Raw genomic sequence first — 18,566 nt, 5'->3', positions numbered from 1 at the left:
GTCAAACACCGTTTTTAGTTACCCCTTCCTGTAGGAAATCAGAACTCACCAAGAATCTCAAAACCAAAGAAGGAAATAAGGAATCTTTGAAGAATAGTAATAGCGGATACTGATTTCTTACAGACTGTTGATCCCATTCATGCTTCTAGATTCTTTTCCAGATATCATGTCGGCTATTGATTTGACGGGCGTCATGTATTCCATATTGCAATGGGTGATCCTTGGATATTTTTCATCATAGGCGATTGCAGTGTCTAAGTTTTTCACCGTAAACACGATATACCGTTTTATGATGTGATTCGAATCAACATACTCTAATGTTCGGGAGGAAATGAAATGTCCAACAATACGTTGACTTCAAAGGTGGAGAATGATCGGGTACTTGTGCTTGAGCGAGAATTTGATGCGCCCCGTGAGCTAGTGTTTACTATGTTTAAAGACTCTGAACATCTCAAACAGTGGTGGGGACCAAGGGGCTGGGAGCTTCCCGTGTGTAACGTGGATTTCCGCCCGGGAGGTGTGTGGCACTTCTGCATGAAGTGCACTGATCAGAATCAAGGAGAATTCTTCGGAATGGAATCTTGGGGAAAAGGGATTTACAAGGAGATCATCGAGCCGGAGAAGATCGTCTACGTCGATTCCTTCTCAGATCCTGAAGGCCATACGAATGAAGACATGCCGTCGACAACCAATACATTGGAATTCATCGATTTGGGTGGCAGGACGAAGCTGATCAACCATGCTGAATATGATTCGGCAGAGTCTCTCAAGACCGTTACTGACATGGGTGTGATAGAAGGCATCTCCGAAACGTGGGACCGCTTGGAGGAAGCCCTTCAGAAGGTGAAATAATGAAGTTAGGGACGGACCTCCACCTTTAGAGAGGTCCGTCCCTCTTTCATTTCCATCGCAACGATTTCTTAAACTCACTAAACGCCTGCTGAGAGTACTCATCCCCAAATTTCCGAATGTTTCCTTCAAGGTTTTCTTTTTCCTGAATTAAGACTGGATGGATTTCCGTTGTATTGGCCACTTCATAGACGGCATGAAGAAAATCGACCATTTCCCCTATTAAAAACCCATTTCGCAATTTCACTAATTCCTGGATGACGACAGGTATGTACTGAAAAGCTTCCACTGAAGTCATGCTAGTAGTGATCTCCTCAAAGAAATGGCCGAAATACCATTCATCCTGATCGAGTTTCTCCTGCCAGTTATGGAATACCTCATGAAGTGGTTTCATGGAACTCATCCCTTTCTTAGGGACGGACCTCCTCTTTAGCGAGGTCCGTCCCTCTTTCACTTATTCAAAAACTCTTTAGCAAGTACATGATCAGGATCTAATGCAAGCATCCTTTTCGCCGTATCATAGGCTTCTTCTTCACTGACGACTTTATCGGGGATTTGATGCAAGAATAACAGGTTGGATAAGTACTTGATATCTTGTCGATCTGTTAATTCCACACAGCGCCTTGCATGATAAAGGGCAGCGTAATAAGCACCGTCCAGGTAACTTAGTGGAACCACCATCAATCGAAACGCCATCTCATGTAACGCAACGTGTTCCTCTTCGACTAGTAAACTCATAATGAAGGCGTAATTCGTTATACTAGAATCCTTGAAGGCTGTTTCCATGAGCTTTCCATCAAGTTCTGAATAGGAAAGCTCATTCGTCATTTCTTTTGCCTTTTCAAAATGTCCTTTTATGATGAACTCATTTAGTTTGTTTGTCATGTTCATACCCACCAATTACTACTTTTTTAAAAAAATGAGCCTTATATTTCAAAGCCATTAACTAGTTCATTGTACACGACTTCCTTAACCCCAACCTTAAAGCAACCTTAAATTAACCATAAATCTCAAAAAACGCTGACAATTTCATGGTAAAATAGGATGAAAATTTGATTTTACAAGACTGGGAGTAAGGGTATGGCAGAGTTGATTTATATAGCAGAAGATGATGTGGAAATTAACCACTTGATCAGCCTTCATTTGCGGAATGAAGGGTATCGGGTGGAGCAGAGTTATGATGGAGATGAAGTGATCCGTAAATGCAGGGAGAAGCGGCCGAGTCTTCTCATCCTGGACTTGATGATGCCGAAAGTGGACGGGTTTCAGGTGATCAAGGAAATTCGGAAAAACTGTAAGGTCCCGATCATGCTGCTGACAGCGAGGGCCGATGATGCGGATAAAGTCCTGGGGTTCGGGCTGGGGGCAGATGACTATGTGGTGAAGCCCTTCAGTATGGTGGAGCTTGTGTCGAGAGTGAATGCCCAGATTCGAAGGTATACGGATTATAGTGTGGTGGAGGAAAATGGAGTCATCCGTAACGGATCCCTTGAATATGACCCCATCAATCAGACGGTGACGAAGGACGGGGAGCGGCTCTTACTGACCCCTAAGGAGACGAAGCTGCTTTCAATTTTCATGAAGAATGTGAACCGGTTGTATACGAAGGCCCAGTTGTATGAGCTTGTATGGAATACGGACTACATCGGTGACAGCAATACGATCATGGTTCATATCAGTCGGATCAGGGAACAAATTGAATCCGATCCCAAATCCCCGACGTACATTACGACGGTGAAAGGACTCGGTTATCGGATGGAGAATCATGAAAACTAATCCGATCCTCCTTAAAAAGCCCATCTCCATCACCAAGCAATTTTTTATCAACTATGCTTTATTGTTTATCATTCTACTCGGAGTAGGGACGTTCACGCTGGTGGCAAACTTTGTGTATGTCGAGGCCGTGTATGAGGATTTGGATCAGGACTTCCTGAAAGGGACGTATGAAGATGCGAAGAAATTGGGGATGAAAGCGGCATTCAAGAAGAATGAGCTGCCGGATCATGCCTATCTTGAAATCGTCAGTCCCGATTATAAGGTGATCGATCAATTCAATAGTCCTCACAAGATCGGATTTGACTATGGGTTGAATGAATTTCTGAAAAACACCGATACGTATGATACGGATTTATATATACCTGAAAACGGTGAAGAGTACCTATTACTCTATTTTCCCGCAGATGACTATTTCCAATTGGATGATGTGTTCTTCTTCACCATCATCTTTTTCATGGTGTGCTTGATCGTCATTCTGTACTGGTATGTGAAGAGAACATCGGTCCAGCTCATTCAGCCGATCCAGAAGCTTCTGAAGGGGATCGATTCGATTTCAGCAGGAAACTATGGAGAGAAAATTGAGTTCGAGGCGAATCAGGAATTGAATCAGTTGAAACATAACATTAACCAAATGGCAGAGACGATCGGCACGGAAATCGCATTGAAAGAAAGATCCGAGAACTTGAGGAAGCAGCTGATTCTGGATATTTCCCACGATCTGAAAACCCCATTGACCAATATACAGGGTTACGCTGAAACGTTGACCAGCTTGACAAATCTGAGTCGAGCAGATCAGAAGAAATATACCGACATCATCGTGTCCAACAGCAAGAGAGCAAACCGGCTCATACATGACCTGTTCGACCTGTCCCATATGGATATAGACTGCGATTCGGTTTCGCTTAAGGAAAAGGATATGGCCGAATGGCTTCGTACCATGCTGTCTTCCTTTGTAGAAGAGTTCGAGGAAAAAGGGATGGAGTATCACCTGGATATTACCGAGGATCCCCTGATGGTGAAGTTCGATCCTTCCAAGCTTGAAAGGGCGCTTACGAATATTCTCCATAATGGGATGGCGTACAGTGATGGGTATCTGTCTATTTCACTCAAGCAGAAACAGAATCAGGCTGTGATGATCATTGAGGATAAGGGAACAGGGATACCCGCCGCCTACCATGACAAAATATTCGAACCGTTCGTGCGGATGGACGAATCGCGAAATGGTGAGACCGGGGGAACGGGCCTGGGACTTGCGATTGCGAAGAAAATTATCGAACAACATGATGGATCCATTGAATTGGATAGAGGATATGATGAGGGATGCCGGTTTGTGGTTGTGCTTGGCATTCAATAGATAGTGGGACCTGACCTCCAGCCGGCATGGGGGTCAGGTTTTTTTAGATTATTTAAACTATTTCAATAGAAAAGCGAAACTACGTGTTAAAATATAGGAGGTTATACAGTCTGTTGTAAGTTCAATAAGATCCTTAGGATGGAGTTTTGTTGATTGAGAACGAAGGTCAGCTCCTTTCTTAGGTACATTTGTAATGAACAAATAAGGGGGACATGCAAATGAAAAAAGTGTTGGTATTTGTTACGGATGGTTTTGCTGATTGGGAAGCAAGTTACGTGACGGCGGAGATTAATAAACCAGAAACGGGTTATCAAGTTAAGACCATTGCGATCGACAAGGATCCTAAGGTGTCAATGGGTGGATTCACGGTTCTTCCCGACTTTAGTTTACAAGGCGCTCCTCTGGAATTTGAGATGCTCATCATTCCTGGTGGTACCGGGTGGAGAGAGGAGAAGAATCAGCAGGCGAAGAAGCTTGTGGATTATTGCTTTGAACATGACATTCCGGTAGCCGCGATTTGTGATGCGACGACTTTTCTAGGAATTCACGGGTATCTTGACCAGCTGAAACATACAGGTAATTCACTGCCTTATTTAAAAGAGGGGGCACCTGATTACAGGGGTGAAGAGAACTATATAGCCGATCAATCCGTTAGTGATGGCTGTCTGATCACAGCAAATGGAAGTGGAGCAGTGGAGTTTTCAAGAGATATCTTACGTAAGTTGGGTGTGTTGGAGGGTGAAGAACTAGATAGATGGTATGATATATTTAAGAATGGATTTATAAAGAAGTAAGCATGGGGATGGTTCTGCTGCTTCGTTTTGATCTAAGAGGAAGCACGAGAACCGTCCCCGTGCTTCCCCTTGACAATGAATGAAAATTTTATTATCGTAATAAAAAACCTAATACGTTTCTCACATTCGTATAACTCCAATAATATGGTTTGGAGGTCTCTACCAGGAACCAATAAATCCTGATTACGAAGAAGATACATTTATTTGTATTTTCTTCGTAATCAGGATTTTTTTTGTTGAAAAATTGAGGAGGTACAACAATGAATTATTCTACAATGCCTAAAATTGAACTGCACTGCCATTTGGATGGAAGTGTCCGACCCGAGACTATTATTGATATTGCAAAGAGAGAGGGCATCCATATCCCTTCCTTTGATATAGAAGAGATGAAAGAAGAGCTCATTGCCCCATTAGACTGTGAATCACTGGATGAATACTTAGAGAAATTCTCGATCCCTAATGCCGTTATGCAGTCAAAAGAGAATTTAAAGAGAATCACTTTTGAGCTTTATGAAGATGCAGCCAAGGAAAACGTGAAATATATGGAGGTCCGGTTCGCTCCATTGCTTCATACACAGAAGGGGTTATCTGTAAAAGAAATCATTGGAAGTGTAATTGAGGGAATGAAAGAAGCAGAAGAACAATTTGATATTAAAGGGAATATCATTTTGTCCTGTATGAGAATGATGTCGGCGGAACGTGCATTTGAGGTTGTCGAACAGGGGAAGAGCTTCCTTGGAAAAGGAGTCGTCGCGATTGATTTATGTGCTTCCGAAGAAGAAGGGTTCTGTGGGAAATTCATTGAACCCATCGCTCTGGCGAGAGAATATGGCTACAGAGTCACGATCCACGCCGGTGAAACGGGAATCGGAAGAAATGTGCTCGAGGCTGCTGAATGGCTGGGGGCAGAAAGAATCGGACACGGTGTATATATTACAGACTGTCCGGAAGCGTATCAGGTTGTAAAAGAAAAACAGATCGTGCTTGAAATCTGCCCAACGAGTAACGTTCAAACGAAAGCCGTTAAAGAGTTCCGTGATCACCCCCTTTACAATTTTCACAGGGATGGGATCAAAATCACCATCAATACTGACAACAGAACCGTATCCGATACAACGATGGCGAAGGAATGTGAGTTGGTCTGGAATGAATTTGCGATGAGTGATGAGGATTATAGGGAGATTTATATGAATAGTGTGGAAGCTTGTTTTGCGAGTGATGAGGTGAAGGAAGGTTTGAAGAAGTATGTGTTGTAAGCCATGGGGACAGGTTCCTTGGCCCCGTTTTGTATGAGAGCCACGGTACCTGTCCCTGTGGTTAGGAAAGAGAAGGATCAAAGAACAACCCAACGTTCTTTGATCCTTCTTTTTTACTTTTTTAAAAAAAATCTTTCTTTTACGCACGTCCATAGTGTATGATACATAGTATAAACTATATAGTGTACGACACACAGTATAATTCAATCAAAGAGGTGAACATATGGATAAGTCACTGCTGACATCTCTGACGACGGAACTGCGGAGGGGGACATTGACCCTGGCGGTATTAAGTCAATTGCGGACACCGCAGTATGGATATTCACTTGTCCAATTACTGGAGAAAAGCGGAATTTCGATGGAGCAGAGTACACTCTATCCGCTGCTGCGCCGTTTGGAGAAACAAGAACTGGTCACAAGCAGCTGGGACCGGTCGGAAAGCAGGCCGAGGAGATATTATGTGCTGAGCGAATACGGCATTGAGATCCTGGGACAGTTACAGGCCGAATGGGAAAAGATGTCTGGGGAATTGTCCATTTTATTAAAGGGGGATGAGGAAGGATGAAACTTGTTGAACTCTATATTCAAGAAGTGATGAGAAGGCTGCCGGAGAAGAACCGGGATGATATTGCCCTTGAATTGAAATCAACGATTGAAGACATGCTGCCGGAGGAGTATACAGAGGATGATGTGAGAGAGGTACTGACTTCACTCGGAAATCCTGCCGTGCTTGCCTCGAATTATCAAGACAGGCCGATGCACTTGATCGGGCCAAGATATTATGATTTGTATAAGACGCTCTTGAAGATCATTCTCCCCATTTCTGTTGCTGTCACGTTCATCGTTTTAGCCGTATCATCTGTATTGAGCTACTCAGGGGAATCAAGTCCGATTGAGATATTTCTGTCCATCGCAGGAAATGGTGTGATCGAGGCCATCGGAACAGGGATGCAGGTCTTCTTTTGGCTGACCCTCACATTCGCCATCATCGAGCGGACCGTTTCCTCGGACAGTAAGCTTCCGATCACCATGAAAGGAACAGAGTGGACGCCTGATGACTTGAAAGACATCCCGTATGTCCCAAAAGAAAAACGAATTTCCAAGCTGGAGATTTTCGGAGGTCTGATTTGGACGGTCATCTGGTCAACCTGTTACTTTAAAGCGTCAAGTATCGTCGGATTGTATGAAAAAGGTGACAACGAAAGAACGTTCACTCCTTTCTTTGATGGGGAGGTGCTCATCGGATACTGGCCGTTGGTCGTGTTCCTGATCGGCTTGGAACTTCTCCTGCTACTTAGAAAATGGAAAGCGGGGGTCTGGACCAGGAAGCTTGCGATCGTGAATGCAGTATATCAGTTCATTCCTGTTCTAGCCTTTATGTTTGTTTTCAGGAACATGGATGTGCTGAATACAGATTTCATAGATAGGGTACAGGAACTGTTCGACGCCTCTTTCAATTTTCAGTGGCTGTACCTGACCGTATCGGTTGGATTATTGATCACAGCGGTGGTCAACAGCTATGATGGGTTTAAGAAGGCTTATAAATGAATGGGGGAGCCATGGGGACAGGTACCATGGCTCCATTTTGTCTACGTGGTTTTTCATAAAGAAAATTCGACACGGAGGATCAATTATTTAAAAAGAGGATTAAATAAACCAAAAAGAGGATCGATAAATTCTGAACAGGATTAATAATTGAAAATCAGGATTGAATGTGGGCAAATCGGGATCAATTCCGTAGCCGAAGGGATTTCTTTCGGGGATTCACACTCTACATCTGGCACCTCATACCCACCAAAGAGCCGTCTCCAACTAAAAAAGGACAATCTAACATCCTTTCCCCTCGATAAGCAGAAATAAGGGGACCGATGAACTTCAATTCGGGCAGCAATCCCAGAACCGGAGCCGTACACTGAGATGGGACCTTGGCCACATTTTTGTCAAAGAGCCACGGTACCTGTCTTCGTGGCTCATAGAATTTGCATAAGAATGGAACAATTCGAAACTTAAACAATTGTGCTTTCGTCTAATTACGAAAATCTTATTCAAGGAAAGAGCAGTTTTTTACTAGGAGTGGTGTTATGTTCTGGGTAAAATTTAGTTTGATGGCGATACTTGTTTTCAGCATTATCTCAATAGTTAAGTTTCTTTTAAGAAAGATTTTTAAAATAGATAAAGTGAAAAGGAAATTCTTTTCCAATAATCATATCAATGAGTCCCATCGTAATGTTGACAAATGGGTGAGGATTCTAACTGCAATCACTTTGATAGTTTTAGGGGTCATGATGATAAACGATGAAGACTTAACCTACTTATACATACTAGGGTTTACCACCTTATCTGCATTGGATTATGCTGTAAAGGCATTCTTTGAATGGAAATCCAGCGAATATCCTAAACAAGCTATTTTAACGTTAGCTGAAATGTTCTTGGTATTAACAGCCGTCTTAATTGTATTTCAATTTTGGATTGCTTAGAAAAGGGAGGGAAATGAAACCGGCACACATGGGCGTATATAAAAGGATAGTTACACTCTTAAATAGATTCAAGCAAGTATTTTATTATTATGACGATGAAGATTTTTCGACCTCTGAGAAAGAGTATATTGATAATATCAAGAAAACAAATCCGTATGGGCTTTTGGTGTTAATCTTTGGTGGGGTTTCATTCACATTTGGACCACAATATGTCATTCTGCCTGTCGCAACTTTGATTATTGCCATACTTACCATTGGAACTTTTGATAAAGAAAAAGAAGACAATCCGTGGACATTTATGTTGGGATCGATTCTATCTCTCATAGGATTATATATGAATATTGTTGGGGCTGTTCATATTCTAATATGATTAGAGGTATTCTTTTGGTTTGCTGAACAAGGAAGTACCTCTAGTTTGTTCCAGTAAATAAGGTCAGGGGGATTTTAAGTGGAAATATTAATGTCCGTAGTAATAGGAATTATTATGATGTGTGCGGTTTATTTAATTCTTTCTAAAAGTCTGCTTAGAATAATTATCGGCACAGGACTTCTCAGTCACGGGGTTCACCTTTTGCTTATAACAATGGGAGGATTACCAAAGGGAGAAGAAGCACCCCCTCTACTGGGTGAGCATTCTGTTAAAGGGTATATAGATCCTCTCCCTCAGGCGTTGATTTTAACTGCGATTGTAATCAGTTTTGGAGTAACTGCATTTTTCTTAGTGTTAGCGTACAGAGCTTATCAGGAGCTCGGAACGGATGATATGGAGAGAATGAGAGAAAGCGAGGATTATTGGGGGTAAAAGAGTTATTCATTTTCCGTAAGATGGTTAGGGCAAAAATAATCATAGGATAAAGTTTGGTTAGGGTAAATCAGGCTGTCGTTCTTCGGCATTTCTTTAGTGAATTAAAGGCCAGATACGATTAACAAGCAATAACATTAGAAGGTGTGTACTGGGTAAGATACGACTTCATATTAAAGAGGAGGGCTATTCAGAATGGAATTCAAGTTTAGTGACTTTTCTATTGTTCTACCGCCCTTCCACATTACAATCATTGCACTAATTATTATCTACTTATTAATAAGGTGGAGTAAGCAATTAGAAACACGTCGTTATACGGTTTTTATTTACTTTTTGATTAGCACAAACGTGGGTCCAATTTTTTCACTAGGTAGAAAAGAAGGGGTCTTCGAGCTGTGGGTTCCTTTAGGGTTTATAGTAGTTTTCATTTACTTGCTTTTTAGTAAAGGAAACCATCCATCAAAAATGAAAGCCAGTATTTTAGGACTTTGCGTAGCATTATATCAGTTGATTCTCCATTACGTTGGTTAATTTTTTGTATTCAATTAACGGGGATGTTTGTAGAATGAAAAATGGATAACGTCAGGAGGATGCGAATTTACAACGTTTATGGAAACTCAATATGAAAAAGCCTAATTCCTCAATTCAAGTGAAGAAATCAGGCTTTTTTCAATAATCCATTACCGTACCTTGCCTAAATCTGAGCTGACCGTCTCGATATTAAGGGGTGAATAGCTTCCATTCCCCCTCGGAAACAACTTCAATGGCCCCACCAGTCACTTTGATGGCAGTCTGATCGTCAATCGCGTACCCTGGCACTGAGACGCCGGCAGCCCACTTTTCTGCATTGGCCAAGGTATTGTCGGGTAACATCTCGTGACCCAGGTGAGGAAACAACGCGAAATCCACCAGACCCAGTGTTTTATCTCCCCCTGTGGGCGGACGCCAGCCTACGAATTCTTCTCCGATATTCGGGGCCATCACCATGCTTCCGGCGCTCATTCCCACATAGACTGCATCCAGTGATGGTAAAAGGTCTGCAAGCCCCGATTGCCGCATCCAGTGGTGCAGGTAGAGGGCGTCGCCTCCAGACACCAGCAGGACGTCCGTCTCCCTGACAAGGGGCACCCAGCGGTCTTCGTCGATGCTTGGCAGGGCTGTGAGCTCTAGAACGCCGACAGACTTCCAGCCCAGGTCGACCATGGGATTCTCGGAATTCCCGCTTATGAACTGCCAGGCTTTGTCACCGGGACCGACCCAGGGGTGTCCGTACATGGCGGTGGGGATGCACAGAGCGTTGGAGTCGGCGATCGGCTTGTCGAGCATGTCCACCAGCGCGTTGTGGATCGTCGGGTTATTGACGCCCGCGGACGTTAGCAGAAGTTTCATTCCCGACGTTTTTGAATCCTCTAAATGATTTTGCGACATAAGTTTTTCCTCCTTATGGTCCGAACTTTTTCGTGTAATCCTTTAAGATTATTACGTATTTTTATCCTGATAGGTCGTGCATAGAAGTCACTTCTTCGATGATTAATTATCTCCTATTCATTTTATCATGTTCCCTTCAAATGTTTTTGTGTATTTACGATAAATAGCAATCTATCTGATCTTTCATTTAAGTACTGTTCAATAAAAATGATCGCTTATTCACGAAGGGCAGGTTAGATTGAAATTATGGGAAAATTTTTTAAAACTTAGATACGCGATTATAGGGGGAGTTTAAATGGATATAGAAATTCATAGTGATTTTGCTAATGCAAATATTGATGAAATTAAGGATGTTTATGCTTCTGTTGGGTGGATGAAACATACAAACGAGATAATCAGGCAAGTCTTTGAAGCAAGTAATGTCATAGCTTTAGTTAAGCTCAATGGAAGAATTATTGGGATTGGTAGAGGGATGACAGATGGCGTTTTTAATGCCGCCATTTATGATGTAGTGGTTCATCGAGATTTTCAAAGGCAAGGAATTGCCAAAAAAATTATGGAGTTTTTACTTGATAAGCTAAGTAATGTTTCTTGTGTCCATTTAATATCAACCACTGGTAATGAAGGATTTTATCGGAAATTTAGATTGAAAAAGCTGAAAACTGGAATGGCAAGGTATTTAAATCCCAGTCTAAGTGATGAGTATTTAGAGTAAAAGCTCAGAGCAGGTATGAATTGCTCCCCTTAAGAAAGACTGTAAAAAAATTAGGGGACTTCTCATAAACTCTGAGCTTTTTCCTTACATCTGTCATCTATCTTGTTATAAGATTTCATCAAAATAATCAAACCACTTCATTATACATAAGAACCGTCCTTTACTTTGTAAAAGCAATTATTAAATAAAGAAACTGAATCAATAACCCTTTAGAAACCGCGTTACCAACGCGTTTTTTTTTTGCTTAAAATTTATTATTCAAAAAAAATTTAAAAACATATTGTAAAGCGCTTTCAATTATCATATAATTTCAATAAATCGATTTAGTAAACCGGTTTAGTAAATCGGTTTAGGAAATGAAAGTTGGAGAGAATGGAATGAAAAAAGTAACGATTGCTGATGTTGCTCAGCACGCGAATGTATCTAAGAGTACCGTTTCCCAGTACTTAAATAATCGTTTTGATTATATGAGGGAAGGCACGAAGAATCGAATAGAAGAATCCATCAAAGAGCTCGGGTATCGTCCAAATATTGTGGCGAGAAGCCTCAAGCAGAAGTCGACGACGACGATCGGGGTGATTGTGGCAAATATTCTACATACGTTCTCGACTCAGGTGATCCGGGCCATTGAAGACACATGCCAGGAAGCGGAGTTTCACACGATTGTCTGTAATGCAGATGATGATCCTGACAAGGAGCGAAAGTATATCGAAATGCTTCGCGCCAAACAGGTAGATGGCATCATCCTGCTGCCAACTGGGGATAATGCGACATTATACAATGAGATGCTGAAGGAAGGCTATCCGATCGTGTTCGTTGACCGGACGGTGCCGGGTGTACCGATTCCATCTATGCTCCTTGATAACGAGAAAGCATCTGGGATTGGGGTCCAGCATTTTATCGACAGGGGATACACGAAGATCGGTATCATCACGAATGTGATCCGGAATGTTACGCCAAGGATGGAGCGGATCAACGGCTATAAGAACACGATGAATGCCAATGGTCTGGACATCCGGGATGACTATATTAAGAGCCTGGAAGTGAACAGGATTAGAGAAGGGGTTCACGATCTGCTATCCCTCGATGATCCCCCAGAAGCCATCCTTGCGGGAAATGATTTAACGCTCATTGAAATATTGAAATATGTCAAAGAAAATCATGTAAGGATTCCTGAAGACTTAGCCATCATTGGAATTGATGATGTGTCCTTTGCCGGATTTTTTGAACCGGGATTGACGATCGTGGCTCAGCCTACTTTTGAAATAGGGAAGAAAGCAGCGGAATTCTTATTAAACAAAATCCAGAAAAAAGAGGATCAGGATGAGGGCTTGGTTTTCCGTTTTGATCCGGAGTTAATCATACGAGAATCTTGTTAGACAGAAAGGGTGTTACCCATGAATGATGTAGTGACGATAGGCGATGCGATGATCACTCTCGATCCGTCATCGACGGGCCCGATGCGGTTTGTCTCTTCTTTTGAACGGAAAATCGGGGGAGCCGAGCTGAACTTTGCTATTGGCTGTGCACGGCTTGGATTAAAGACTGGTTGGATCAGCCGTCTGGGGAATGATGAGTTTGGTAGGCATATCTTCAACACCGTCCGCGGTGAAGGAGTGGATGTTTCCGAAGTGGAACTGGTGGATGGATATCCGACTTCCCTGAACTTCAAGGAAATCATGGGAGATGGGAGCGTGCGGACCTTCTACTACAGAGACCGTTCTCCTACAACGGTGTTGACGAAGGAAACCTTGAATGAAGAGTTTTTGAAAAACACGAAGATCCTCCATATCACAGGGGTATTCCCTGCAGTGGATAAAACAAAAAATATCGAGTTGATCCGCCACGCGATCATCGAAGCCAAAAAGCATGGTGTGATGATATCATGCGATCCGAATATCCGACTGAAACTGTGGGGTGAGGATGAAGCGAGGGACGTGCTGAGAAGCTTCCTCCCATATGTCGACATCCTTGTGACAGGGATCGAGGAAGCCGAGCTGCTATTCGGAACAACAGACACCAATGAAATCATCGAGCATTGTAAGCAATTCGGCATCACGCATCTCGCCATCAAGAAAGGTGAAGAAGGTTCAATTGGTTATGTGGACGGTGAATATGTTGAAGCTCCTGCTGTTAAAGCGAAGAAAGTGGTGGATACGGTAGGCGCAGGCGACGGATTCGATGCAGGCTTCATTTACGGGATCCTGCAGAACTGGCCGTTAGACAAAGCGCTTCATTTTGCGAACATCATCGGGTCGATGGTCGTCAGTGTGACGGGTGATAATGAAGGGCTGCCTTATTTAGAAGATGTCCTTGTCCATTTGGGTGAAAAAGAACGAGTGGAAAGATAGGGGGATGGGATGAATATACAAGTGGCGCTTGACCGCCTTACGAGGGAAGAATGCTTTCAGATTTTGGAGAAGACGGCTCCTTACGTGGATTGGATTGAGGTAGGAACCGGTGTGATTAAGGAATATGGAATGACGATCATCCAGGAAACCCGTGAGAAGTATCCCGATAAAACGATTGTTGCAGATATGAAAACATGCGATGCCGGGAAGCATGAGACGATACAGGCACTTGATGCCGGGGCAGATATCACGACCGTCATGGCCTTCTCTGCCGACAAGACGATCACCGATACTCTCGAAGTGGCAGCCTCACGTGGAAAGAGAGTGATGATCGATCTATTGGGAGTTTCAGAGAATAAGAGAGTCCGGGAATTACAGGAACTTGGTGTTTCCATGGTCAGTCTGCACATCGGGAAGGACATGCAGGAAACAGGTGAAAGCACCGGCAGCCTGTTCGATTTGATACAAGGGATTAACGGACTCGAGACGGCCGTAGCCGGGGGGATCACATTCGAGACACTGCCTGGCATTGTGGAAAATAACCCCGATACAGTCATTATTGGCAGCGCTATCACAAAGGCAGCCGATCCTGCAGAAGTTGCAAGGGCAATGAAAGGACTGGTCAATAAATGAAATCAATCATCACAACGGTAGCCGATGAAATCTCAGAAGTTTTATCAAAGGTGGAGGAAGAAGAGGCGATCCATCTTTCAGAGCAGTTGAAAAAAGCAAAACGGATATTTGTCTACGGTGAAGGACGTTCCGGGTTGATGGGGAAAGCCTTTGCGATGCGTCTGATGCACGGAGGCTTTCAGGTCTACGTCATCGGGGAAACAATAACACCAAGCATGGAAGAAGGGGATCTTCTCATCGCCATTTCAGGCTCCGGCTCTACAGGAGCCATTGTCCAATTTGCCTCGAAAGCAAAAGAAATTGGGGCGAGCGTGTTCCTCGTCACCACGAACCGGGGATCAAAGCTTGCGTCGATCAGCGACGGGATTATGGGCATACCCGCAGCAACGAAGTACCGGAGAGCGGAGGAGCCTGCTACGATTCAACCTCTTGGCAATCAGTTTGATCAGTCGGTCCATCTTGTGCTCGACGCGGTCATCATCGGGACACTGGAAGATGGGGATACGAATGAAACCATGGCCAAACGGCATGCGAATATAGAGTGAAATGGGAGGTGATCATGTGAACCCGATAGAGTTTATAAAAGAAGAAATCCTTGTGGCTGTCATCCGGGAAGCCACTCCACAGACGATTCTGCCAATCGCAGAAGCCCTGTATGAGGGCGGAGTGAAAGTGCTTGAGATCACGGCCGAGACACCGAAGTTTACAAGATTGATAGAAATCATAAGAGAAGAAATGGACGGCAGGGTCCTGACTGGTGCGGGCACCGTCCTCGATCCGGAAACGGCAAGGTCTGCGATCATGGCCGGGAGTGAATTCATCGTTTCCCCGACATTAAATGCAGACACGGTGAAGATGACAAAACGCTACGGCATCGCAAGTATACCGGGAGCCCTGACACCGACGGAAATCCTGACGGCATATGAGCTCGGGGCGGACATGATCAAGGTATTTCCGGCAAATACATTCGGACCGGGCTATGTTAAAAGCATTCACGGTCCTTTCCCAGCTGTCCCATTGATGGTGACCGGGGGGATCAATATGGATAATCTTACGGAATATCTGGAAGCCGGGGCTCTGGCAGTGGGCCTAGGGGGGAACCTGGTAAATCCGAAACAATTGCAACATGACGAAGATTTTCAGGGCTTGACGCAGAAAGCCCGCGAATACACACGAATCGTTCAGAAGGTAAAGGCTGTTCAAACCATTTAATCATAATAAGGGGGAACTAGGGATGAAGAAATTTTTCTCAATTTCATTTGTATTATTGTTGGCTGTTTCCGGCATTCTGGCCGGATGCGGAAGTGACGAAGCCGGGGGAGAAGCAGGCAAGAAAATCAAGATTGTAGCGGCACACAACCAGACATCACCGGATAATCCATATCAAACAGGGCTGGTTAAATTCAAGGAAGTGGCTGAAAGTAAGTCAAACGGCGATATCGAAGTCGAAGTACACGCAGGGACAATAGGAACGGAAGAGTCAGAACTTGTTGAAAAACTGAAGCTTGGCGGAGCGGATGTGGTGCTCGTATCACCTGGTTTCATGACTCAGACCGGAATCAAGGAAATCGACCTATTGGCGCTTCCTTACCTTTTTGACAGTTATGATCATTGGGAAAAGACGGTAGACGGAGAAGTCGGGGAAGAAATGGCGAAATTGATCAACGAAAAGTCCAACAATGATTTTAAATTGATCGGATACTGGTCTGCCGGTGTGAGACATTATTACGGGAAAAAGCCGCTTGAAAAAATGGATGACATTAAGGGAATGACGTTTAGAACGCAGACCTCAGGTGTTGTGGCGGATTATTGGAAGAAAGTAGGGGCCATCCCGACATCGATTGCTTGGGGGGAACTGTATCAGGCGCTTCAGCAAAATGTCGTCGATTCATCTGAAAACTCGTATCCATACTTCGTACAGCAGAACCATCATAAAACGGACAACGGGAAATACATCACTGAAACAGCGCATGATTACACTACACGCTTCTTACTGGTGAACGGAAAGAAATTTGATTCCTATTCGAAGGAACAACAGGATATCATCATCGAAGCAGCAGAGGCGTCTGTGAAAGCAGAAAGAGAAGCGGTATATGCTCAGGAAGATGAGTACAAACAAAAAGCCATCGATGAAGGGGCGAAAGTGAACGAAATTGACCGTGAACCATTCATTAAATTGGCAGAGCCTCTTCATGAGAAAGCAGCCAAAGACATGGGAGCAGAAGACCTGCTTGAAAAGGTTAAAAAGCTTAAGTAAAAACGCTTGGTAAAAGGGAAGAGATGGTCTGTTCTTCCCTTTAATTGTGAAAGGGGGAAGACGATCAAGATGATTAAGGCTCTTGAAAAAATCCAAATGACCATCGGTGCTATTTTCTTACTTATCTTTTTTGCAGCGATTATGGTTCAAATCATCACCAGACATCTTGGCATATCTGTCATATGGACAGAGGAGGTAGCCAACTATTCCTTCATTTGGTCTGTCTTTATGGGGGCATCCGTCATGGTGAGCAAAAGGGAACACTTCAGCTTCGACTTCCTTGTAGAGAAATTGGAAGGGAAATCGAAAGTGTCATTACTGATCGTGATTGATGCTGTGATCTTATTATTCTCATTTGCTCTTTTCTACTATGGAATTGAAGCCGTACAGAATTTCTGGAACTACAATTGGACGTCCATCCCTGAGTTGAAAATGGGATATGTGTGGATTGCCATCCCAATCATGGGGGCAACCATGATGATTTACTCGGCGAGTCAATTAGTCAACAATATCAAAGCACTTAAAGGAAGGGGGGCACAATCATGATTGGTATAGGGTTGGTTGGATTATTTCTCATTCTGATGTTGATAGGTGTACCGATTGCCTTTGTCATCGGCATCATTGCCCTCCTCGGTATTTTTACGGTTCCTTATATCCCAGAGGTGACGGTCCCAATGAAGATGCTGAATGGGATCGACTCGTTCGTCCTGCTGGCGGTGCCGTTATTCATCCTGGCTGCAAACCTGATGAACCACGGGAAGATTTCACAAAAGCTGATCGACCTCTCCTTGACGATGGTTGGTCAAATCAGGGGGGGCCTTGCTCACGCAAACATCCTGGTCTCGATGATATTTGCCGGGGTGTCAGGAGCGGCGCAGGCTGATACTGCCGGGGTCGGTAAAATTCTTATCCCGAACATGAAGAAACAGGGATATGATACCGAAACCGCTGTAGGTGTAACGGCAGCTTCTTCCACAATCGGTGTAATCATCCCTCCGAGCATACCGATGATTATTTTCGCAGGTTTGACGAATGCATCCGTGGGTGCGTTATTCCTAGGAGGAATTGTTCCCGGCGTCCTGATTGGGCTTGGCATGATGCTCTTCATTTATATCATGGCTTTAAAAAAGGGGTATCCAAGATCGAAACGTGCGACCTTCGGCGAATTTTTCAAACTGGTGTACGAAACGGTACCTGCCCTGATCACTCCGATCATCATTATAGGAGGAATCATCTCCGGGTTTTTCACCCCGACTGAAGCCGCAGCCGTTGCTTGCTTGTATACATTATTGATTTGTATGTTTTTCTATAAGACATTGAAACTTTCCGATCTTCCAAAGATCATCAAAGATACACTGGCACTAAGCTCGCTATCACTCTTTGCCCTTGCTGCCGCAAGTGCACTTGGTGAACTGATGAGCTACTATCAATTATCAGTTAAGGCACAGGAATTCTTCGTGAACAACGTTGGGGCAGAGTGGGTATTCATCCTGATCATCATCGCATTCTTCCTGTTCGTTGGTACGTTCATGGATGCAATTCCGGCCATGATCTTATTCGTACCGGTCATCTTGCCGACAGCCAATCTATTCGGAATGGAACCCGTGCACCTTGGACTGATCGTGGTCATGACTCTGGCGATCGGACTCGTCACCCCACCTTATGGGTTATGTCTCTTACTGGCGGCGAAAATAGGCAATCTCAGCATCGAGAAGTCCTTCTCTGCTGTCATGCCGTATATATTGATTGTCCTCGTCGTCCTGTTGTTCGTAGCATTTTTACCGGAAGTGGCATTCTATCTTCCAAAATTAATAAACCCAAGCCTATTCTGACAATCGGGCTTGTGTGACTGAAATGATTTGAAAAGGGGAGTG

The 18,566-nt window shown here is 43.8% G+C and carries 22 protein-coding genes and 1 riboswitch; of the genes, 19 read left to right on the top strand and 3 right to left on the bottom strand.

All coding sequences use genetic code 11. From position 1 onward, the window contains the following. The first annotated feature begins 336 nt into the window (after positions 1-336). On the top strand, positions 337-852 hold the full coding sequence (locus FZC88_RS10060; RefSeq protein WP_148994695.1) for an SRPBCC domain-containing protein: 516 nt from the start codon (positions 337-339) through the stop codon (positions 850-852). A gap of 46 nt (positions 853-898) precedes the next feature. Here FZC88_RS10060 and FZC88_RS10055 read toward each other — a convergent pair whose 3' ends face one another. After that, positions 899-1,243, bottom strand: a complete 345-nt coding sequence (locus FZC88_RS10055) for an ABC transporter (protein ID WP_148994694.1) — start codon at positions 1,241-1,243, stop codon at positions 899-901. 56 nt (positions 1,244-1,299) lie between these two features. Continuing rightward, positions 1,300-1,734, bottom strand: coding sequence for a hypothetical protein (locus FZC88_RS10050; protein ID WP_148994693.1), 435 nt, complete (start codon positions 1,732-1,734; stop codon positions 1,300-1,302). Between the two features lie 195 nt (positions 1,735-1,929). On the opposite strand from FZC88_RS10050, the gene FZC88_RS10045 reads away from it, so the two are divergent. The 9 genes from FZC88_RS10045 to FZC88_RS10005 all read left to right on the top strand — a co-directional run bounded on the left by FZC88_RS10045 (position 1,930) and on the right by FZC88_RS10005 (position 9,308). Then, entirely contained in the window at positions 1,930-2,625 is a 696-nt protein-coding gene (locus FZC88_RS10045; RefSeq protein WP_148994692.1) for a response regulator transcription factor, read from the top strand. Beyond that, positions 2,615-3,979 (top strand): HAMP domain-containing sensor histidine kinase, encoded by a 1,365-nt coding sequence (locus FZC88_RS10040; RefSeq protein WP_148994691.1) that lies wholly within the window; start codon positions 2,615-2,617, stop codon positions 3,977-3,979. Before FZC88_RS10045 ends, FZC88_RS10040 begins: the two co-directional genes overlap by 11 nt. A 218-nt stretch (positions 3,980-4,197) precedes the next feature. Next, complete coding sequence (locus tag FZC88_RS10035) at positions 4,198-4,773, top strand: type 1 glutamine amidotransferase family protein (RefSeq protein WP_148994690.1); 576 nt, start codon at positions 4,198-4,200, stop codon at positions 4,771-4,773. Between the two features lie 106 nt (positions 4,774-4,879). Continuing rightward, a riboswitch (purine riboswitch) is annotated at positions 4,880-4,979 on the top strand. 54 nt (positions 4,980-5,033) lie between these two features. Continuing rightward, a complete protein-coding gene (gene add, locus FZC88_RS10030) occupies positions 5,034-6,029 on the top strand; it encodes an adenosine deaminase (RefSeq protein WP_148994689.1) in 996 nt (331 codons plus the stop codon). 223 nt (positions 6,030-6,252) lie between these two features. Continuing rightward, on the top strand, positions 6,253-6,594 hold the full coding sequence (locus tag FZC88_RS10025) for a PadR family transcriptional regulator (protein ID WP_148994688.1): 342 nt from the start codon (positions 6,253-6,255) through the stop codon (positions 6,592-6,594). Next, entirely contained in the window at positions 6,591-7,577 is a 987-nt protein-coding gene (locus tag FZC88_RS10020; protein WP_148994687.1) for an HAAS signaling domain-containing protein, read from the top strand. The genes FZC88_RS10025 and FZC88_RS10020 overlap by 4 nt, the downstream gene beginning before the upstream one ends. Before the next feature lie 533 nt (positions 7,578-8,110). Further along, entirely contained in the window at positions 8,111-8,506 is a 396-nt protein-coding gene (locus tag FZC88_RS10015) for a DUF4181 domain-containing protein (protein WP_148994686.1), read from the top strand. A 13-nt stretch (positions 8,507-8,519) separates the two neighbouring features. Then, positions 8,520-8,876, top strand: a complete 357-nt coding sequence (locus tag FZC88_RS10010) for a cell division protein FtsK (RefSeq protein ID WP_262371817.1) — start codon at positions 8,520-8,522, stop codon at positions 8,874-8,876. Positions 8,877-8,954: 78 nt separating this feature from the next. After that, positions 8,955-9,308: a Na(+)/H(+) antiporter subunit C gene (locus FZC88_RS10005; RefSeq protein WP_148994685.1), complete on the top strand. Its 354-nt coding sequence runs from the start codon at positions 8,955-8,957 to the stop codon at positions 9,306-9,308. 720 nt (positions 9,309-10,028) lie between these two features. Here FZC88_RS10005 and FZC88_RS09995 read toward each other — a convergent pair. Further along, positions 10,029-10,697 carry a Type 1 glutamine amidotransferase-like domain-containing protein gene (locus FZC88_RS09995; protein ID WP_148995150.1) on the bottom strand — a complete coding sequence of 223 codons (669 nt, stop codon included), beginning with the start codon at positions 10,695-10,697 and terminating at the stop codon, positions 10,029-10,031. Between the two features lie 334 nt (positions 10,698-11,031). Here FZC88_RS09995 and FZC88_RS09990 point away from each other — a divergent pair, with 334 nt between their 5' ends. The 9 genes from FZC88_RS09990 (at position 11,032) to FZC88_RS09950 (ending at position 18,524) form a co-directional block, all read left to right on the top strand. Beyond that, complete coding sequence (locus FZC88_RS09990) at positions 11,032-11,451, top strand: GNAT family N-acetyltransferase (RefSeq protein WP_148994683.1); 420 nt, start codon at positions 11,032-11,034, stop codon at positions 11,449-11,451. A gap of 377 nt (positions 11,452-11,828) precedes the next feature. Beyond that, complete coding sequence (locus FZC88_RS09985) at positions 11,829-12,830, top strand: LacI family DNA-binding transcriptional regulator (RefSeq protein ID WP_148994682.1); 1,002 nt, start codon at positions 11,829-11,831, stop codon at positions 12,828-12,830. A gap of 18 nt (positions 12,831-12,848) precedes the next feature. Continuing rightward, complete coding sequence (locus FZC88_RS09980) at positions 12,849-13,802, top strand: sugar kinase (protein ID WP_148994681.1); 954 nt, start codon at positions 12,849-12,851, stop codon at positions 13,800-13,802. 9 nt (positions 13,803-13,811) lie between these two features. Continuing rightward, positions 13,812-14,435, top strand: coding sequence for a 3-hexulose-6-phosphate synthase (hxlA, locus tag FZC88_RS09975; protein ID WP_148994680.1), 624 nt, complete (start codon positions 13,812-13,814; stop codon positions 14,433-14,435). After that, positions 14,432-14,980 (top strand): 6-phospho-3-hexuloisomerase, encoded by a 549-nt coding sequence (gene hxlB / locus FZC88_RS09970; protein ID WP_148994679.1) that lies wholly within the window; start codon positions 14,432-14,434, stop codon positions 14,978-14,980. Before hxlA ends, hxlB begins: the two co-directional genes overlap by 4 nt. Positions 14,981-14,996: 16 nt before the next feature. Further along, positions 14,997-15,647 (top strand): bifunctional 4-hydroxy-2-oxoglutarate aldolase/2-dehydro-3-deoxy-phosphogluconate aldolase, encoded by a 651-nt coding sequence (locus FZC88_RS09965; protein ID WP_148994678.1) that lies wholly within the window; start codon positions 14,997-14,999, stop codon positions 15,645-15,647. Positions 15,648-15,669: 22 nt separating this feature from the next. Next, positions 15,670-16,692, top strand: coding sequence for a TRAP transporter substrate-binding protein (locus tag FZC88_RS09960; protein WP_148994677.1), 1,023 nt, complete (start codon positions 15,670-15,672; stop codon positions 16,690-16,692). Between the two features lie 69 nt (positions 16,693-16,761). Then, a complete protein-coding gene (locus FZC88_RS09955) occupies positions 16,762-17,238 on the top strand; it encodes a TRAP transporter small permease (protein ID WP_148994676.1) in 477 nt (158 codons plus the stop codon). Next, a complete protein-coding gene (locus tag FZC88_RS09950) occupies positions 17,235-18,524 on the top strand; it encodes a TRAP transporter large permease (RefSeq protein ID WP_187443570.1) in 1,290 nt (429 codons plus the stop codon). The genes FZC88_RS09955 and FZC88_RS09950 overlap by 4 nt, the downstream gene beginning before the upstream one ends. Positions 18,525-18,566 lie beyond the last annotated feature (42 nt).

Origin of the sequence: Rossellomorea aquimaris (genome assembly GCF_008180865.1) — a bacterium.
GTDB lineage: Bacteria > Bacillota > Bacilli > Bacillales > Bacillaceae_B > Rossellomorea > Rossellomorea yichunensis.
Note: the sequence above shows the minus strand (reverse complement) of the source record. Positions and strands in the feature narration are given on the sequence as shown.

Bases quoted from the DNA above. Each gene is read 5' to 3' on its own strand.
- FZC88_RS10060 (WP_148994695.1), top strand. From the start codon at position 337: ATGTCCAACAATACGTTGACTTCAAAGGTGGAGAATGATCGGGTACTT.
- FZC88_RS10055 (WP_148994694.1), bottom strand. From the start codon at position 1,243: ATGAAACCACTTCATGAGGTATTCCATAACTGGCAGGAGAAACTCGAT.
- FZC88_RS10050 (WP_148994693.1), bottom strand. From the start codon at position 1,734: ATGACAAACAAACTAAATGAGTTCATCATAAAAGGACATTTTGAAAAG.
- FZC88_RS10045 (WP_148994692.1), top strand. From the start codon at position 1,930: ATGGCAGAGTTGATTTATATAGCAGAAGATGATGTGGAAATTAACCAC.
- FZC88_RS10040 (WP_148994691.1), top strand. From the start codon at position 2,615: ATGAAAACTAATCCGATCCTCCTTAAAAAGCCCATCTCCATCACCAAG.
- FZC88_RS10035 (WP_148994690.1), top strand. From the start codon at position 4,198: ATGAAAAAAGTGTTGGTATTTGTTACGGATGGTTTTGCTGATTGGGAA.
- add (WP_148994689.1), top strand. From the start codon at position 5,034: ATGAATTATTCTACAATGCCTAAAATTGAACTGCACTGCCATTTGGAT.
- FZC88_RS10025 (WP_148994688.1), top strand. From the start codon at position 6,253: ATGGATAAGTCACTGCTGACATCTCTGACGACGGAACTGCGGAGGGGG.
- FZC88_RS10020 (WP_148994687.1), top strand. From the start codon at position 6,591: ATGAAACTTGTTGAACTCTATATTCAAGAAGTGATGAGAAGGCTGCCG.
- FZC88_RS10015 (WP_148994686.1), top strand. From the start codon at position 8,111: ATGTTCTGGGTAAAATTTAGTTTGATGGCGATACTTGTTTTCAGCATT.
- FZC88_RS10010 (WP_262371817.1), top strand. From the start codon at position 8,520: ATGAAACCGGCACACATGGGCGTATATAAAAGGATAGTTACACTCTTA.
- FZC88_RS09995 (WP_148995150.1), bottom strand. From the start codon at position 10,697: ATGAAACTTCTGCTAACGTCCGCGGGCGTCAATAACCCGACGATCCAC.
- FZC88_RS09990 (WP_148994683.1), top strand. From the start codon at position 11,032: ATGGATATAGAAATTCATAGTGATTTTGCTAATGCAAATATTGATGAA.
- FZC88_RS09985 (WP_148994682.1), top strand. From the start codon at position 11,829: ATGAAAAAAGTAACGATTGCTGATGTTGCTCAGCACGCGAATGTATCT.
- FZC88_RS09980 (WP_148994681.1), top strand. From the start codon at position 12,849: ATGAATGATGTAGTGACGATAGGCGATGCGATGATCACTCTCGATCCG.
- hxlA (WP_148994680.1), top strand. From the start codon at position 13,812: ATGAATATACAAGTGGCGCTTGACCGCCTTACGAGGGAAGAATGCTTT.
- hxlB (WP_148994679.1), top strand. From the start codon at position 14,432: ATGAAATCAATCATCACAACGGTAGCCGATGAAATCTCAGAAGTTTTA.
- FZC88_RS09960 (WP_148994677.1), top strand. From the start codon at position 15,670: ATGAAGAAATTTTTCTCAATTTCATTTGTATTATTGTTGGCTGTTTCC.
- FZC88_RS09955 (WP_148994676.1), top strand. From the start codon at position 16,762: ATGATTAAGGCTCTTGAAAAAATCCAAATGACCATCGGTGCTATTTTC.
- FZC88_RS09950 (WP_187443570.1), top strand. From the start codon at position 17,235: ATGATTGGTATAGGGTTGGTTGGATTATTTCTCATTCTGATGTTGATA.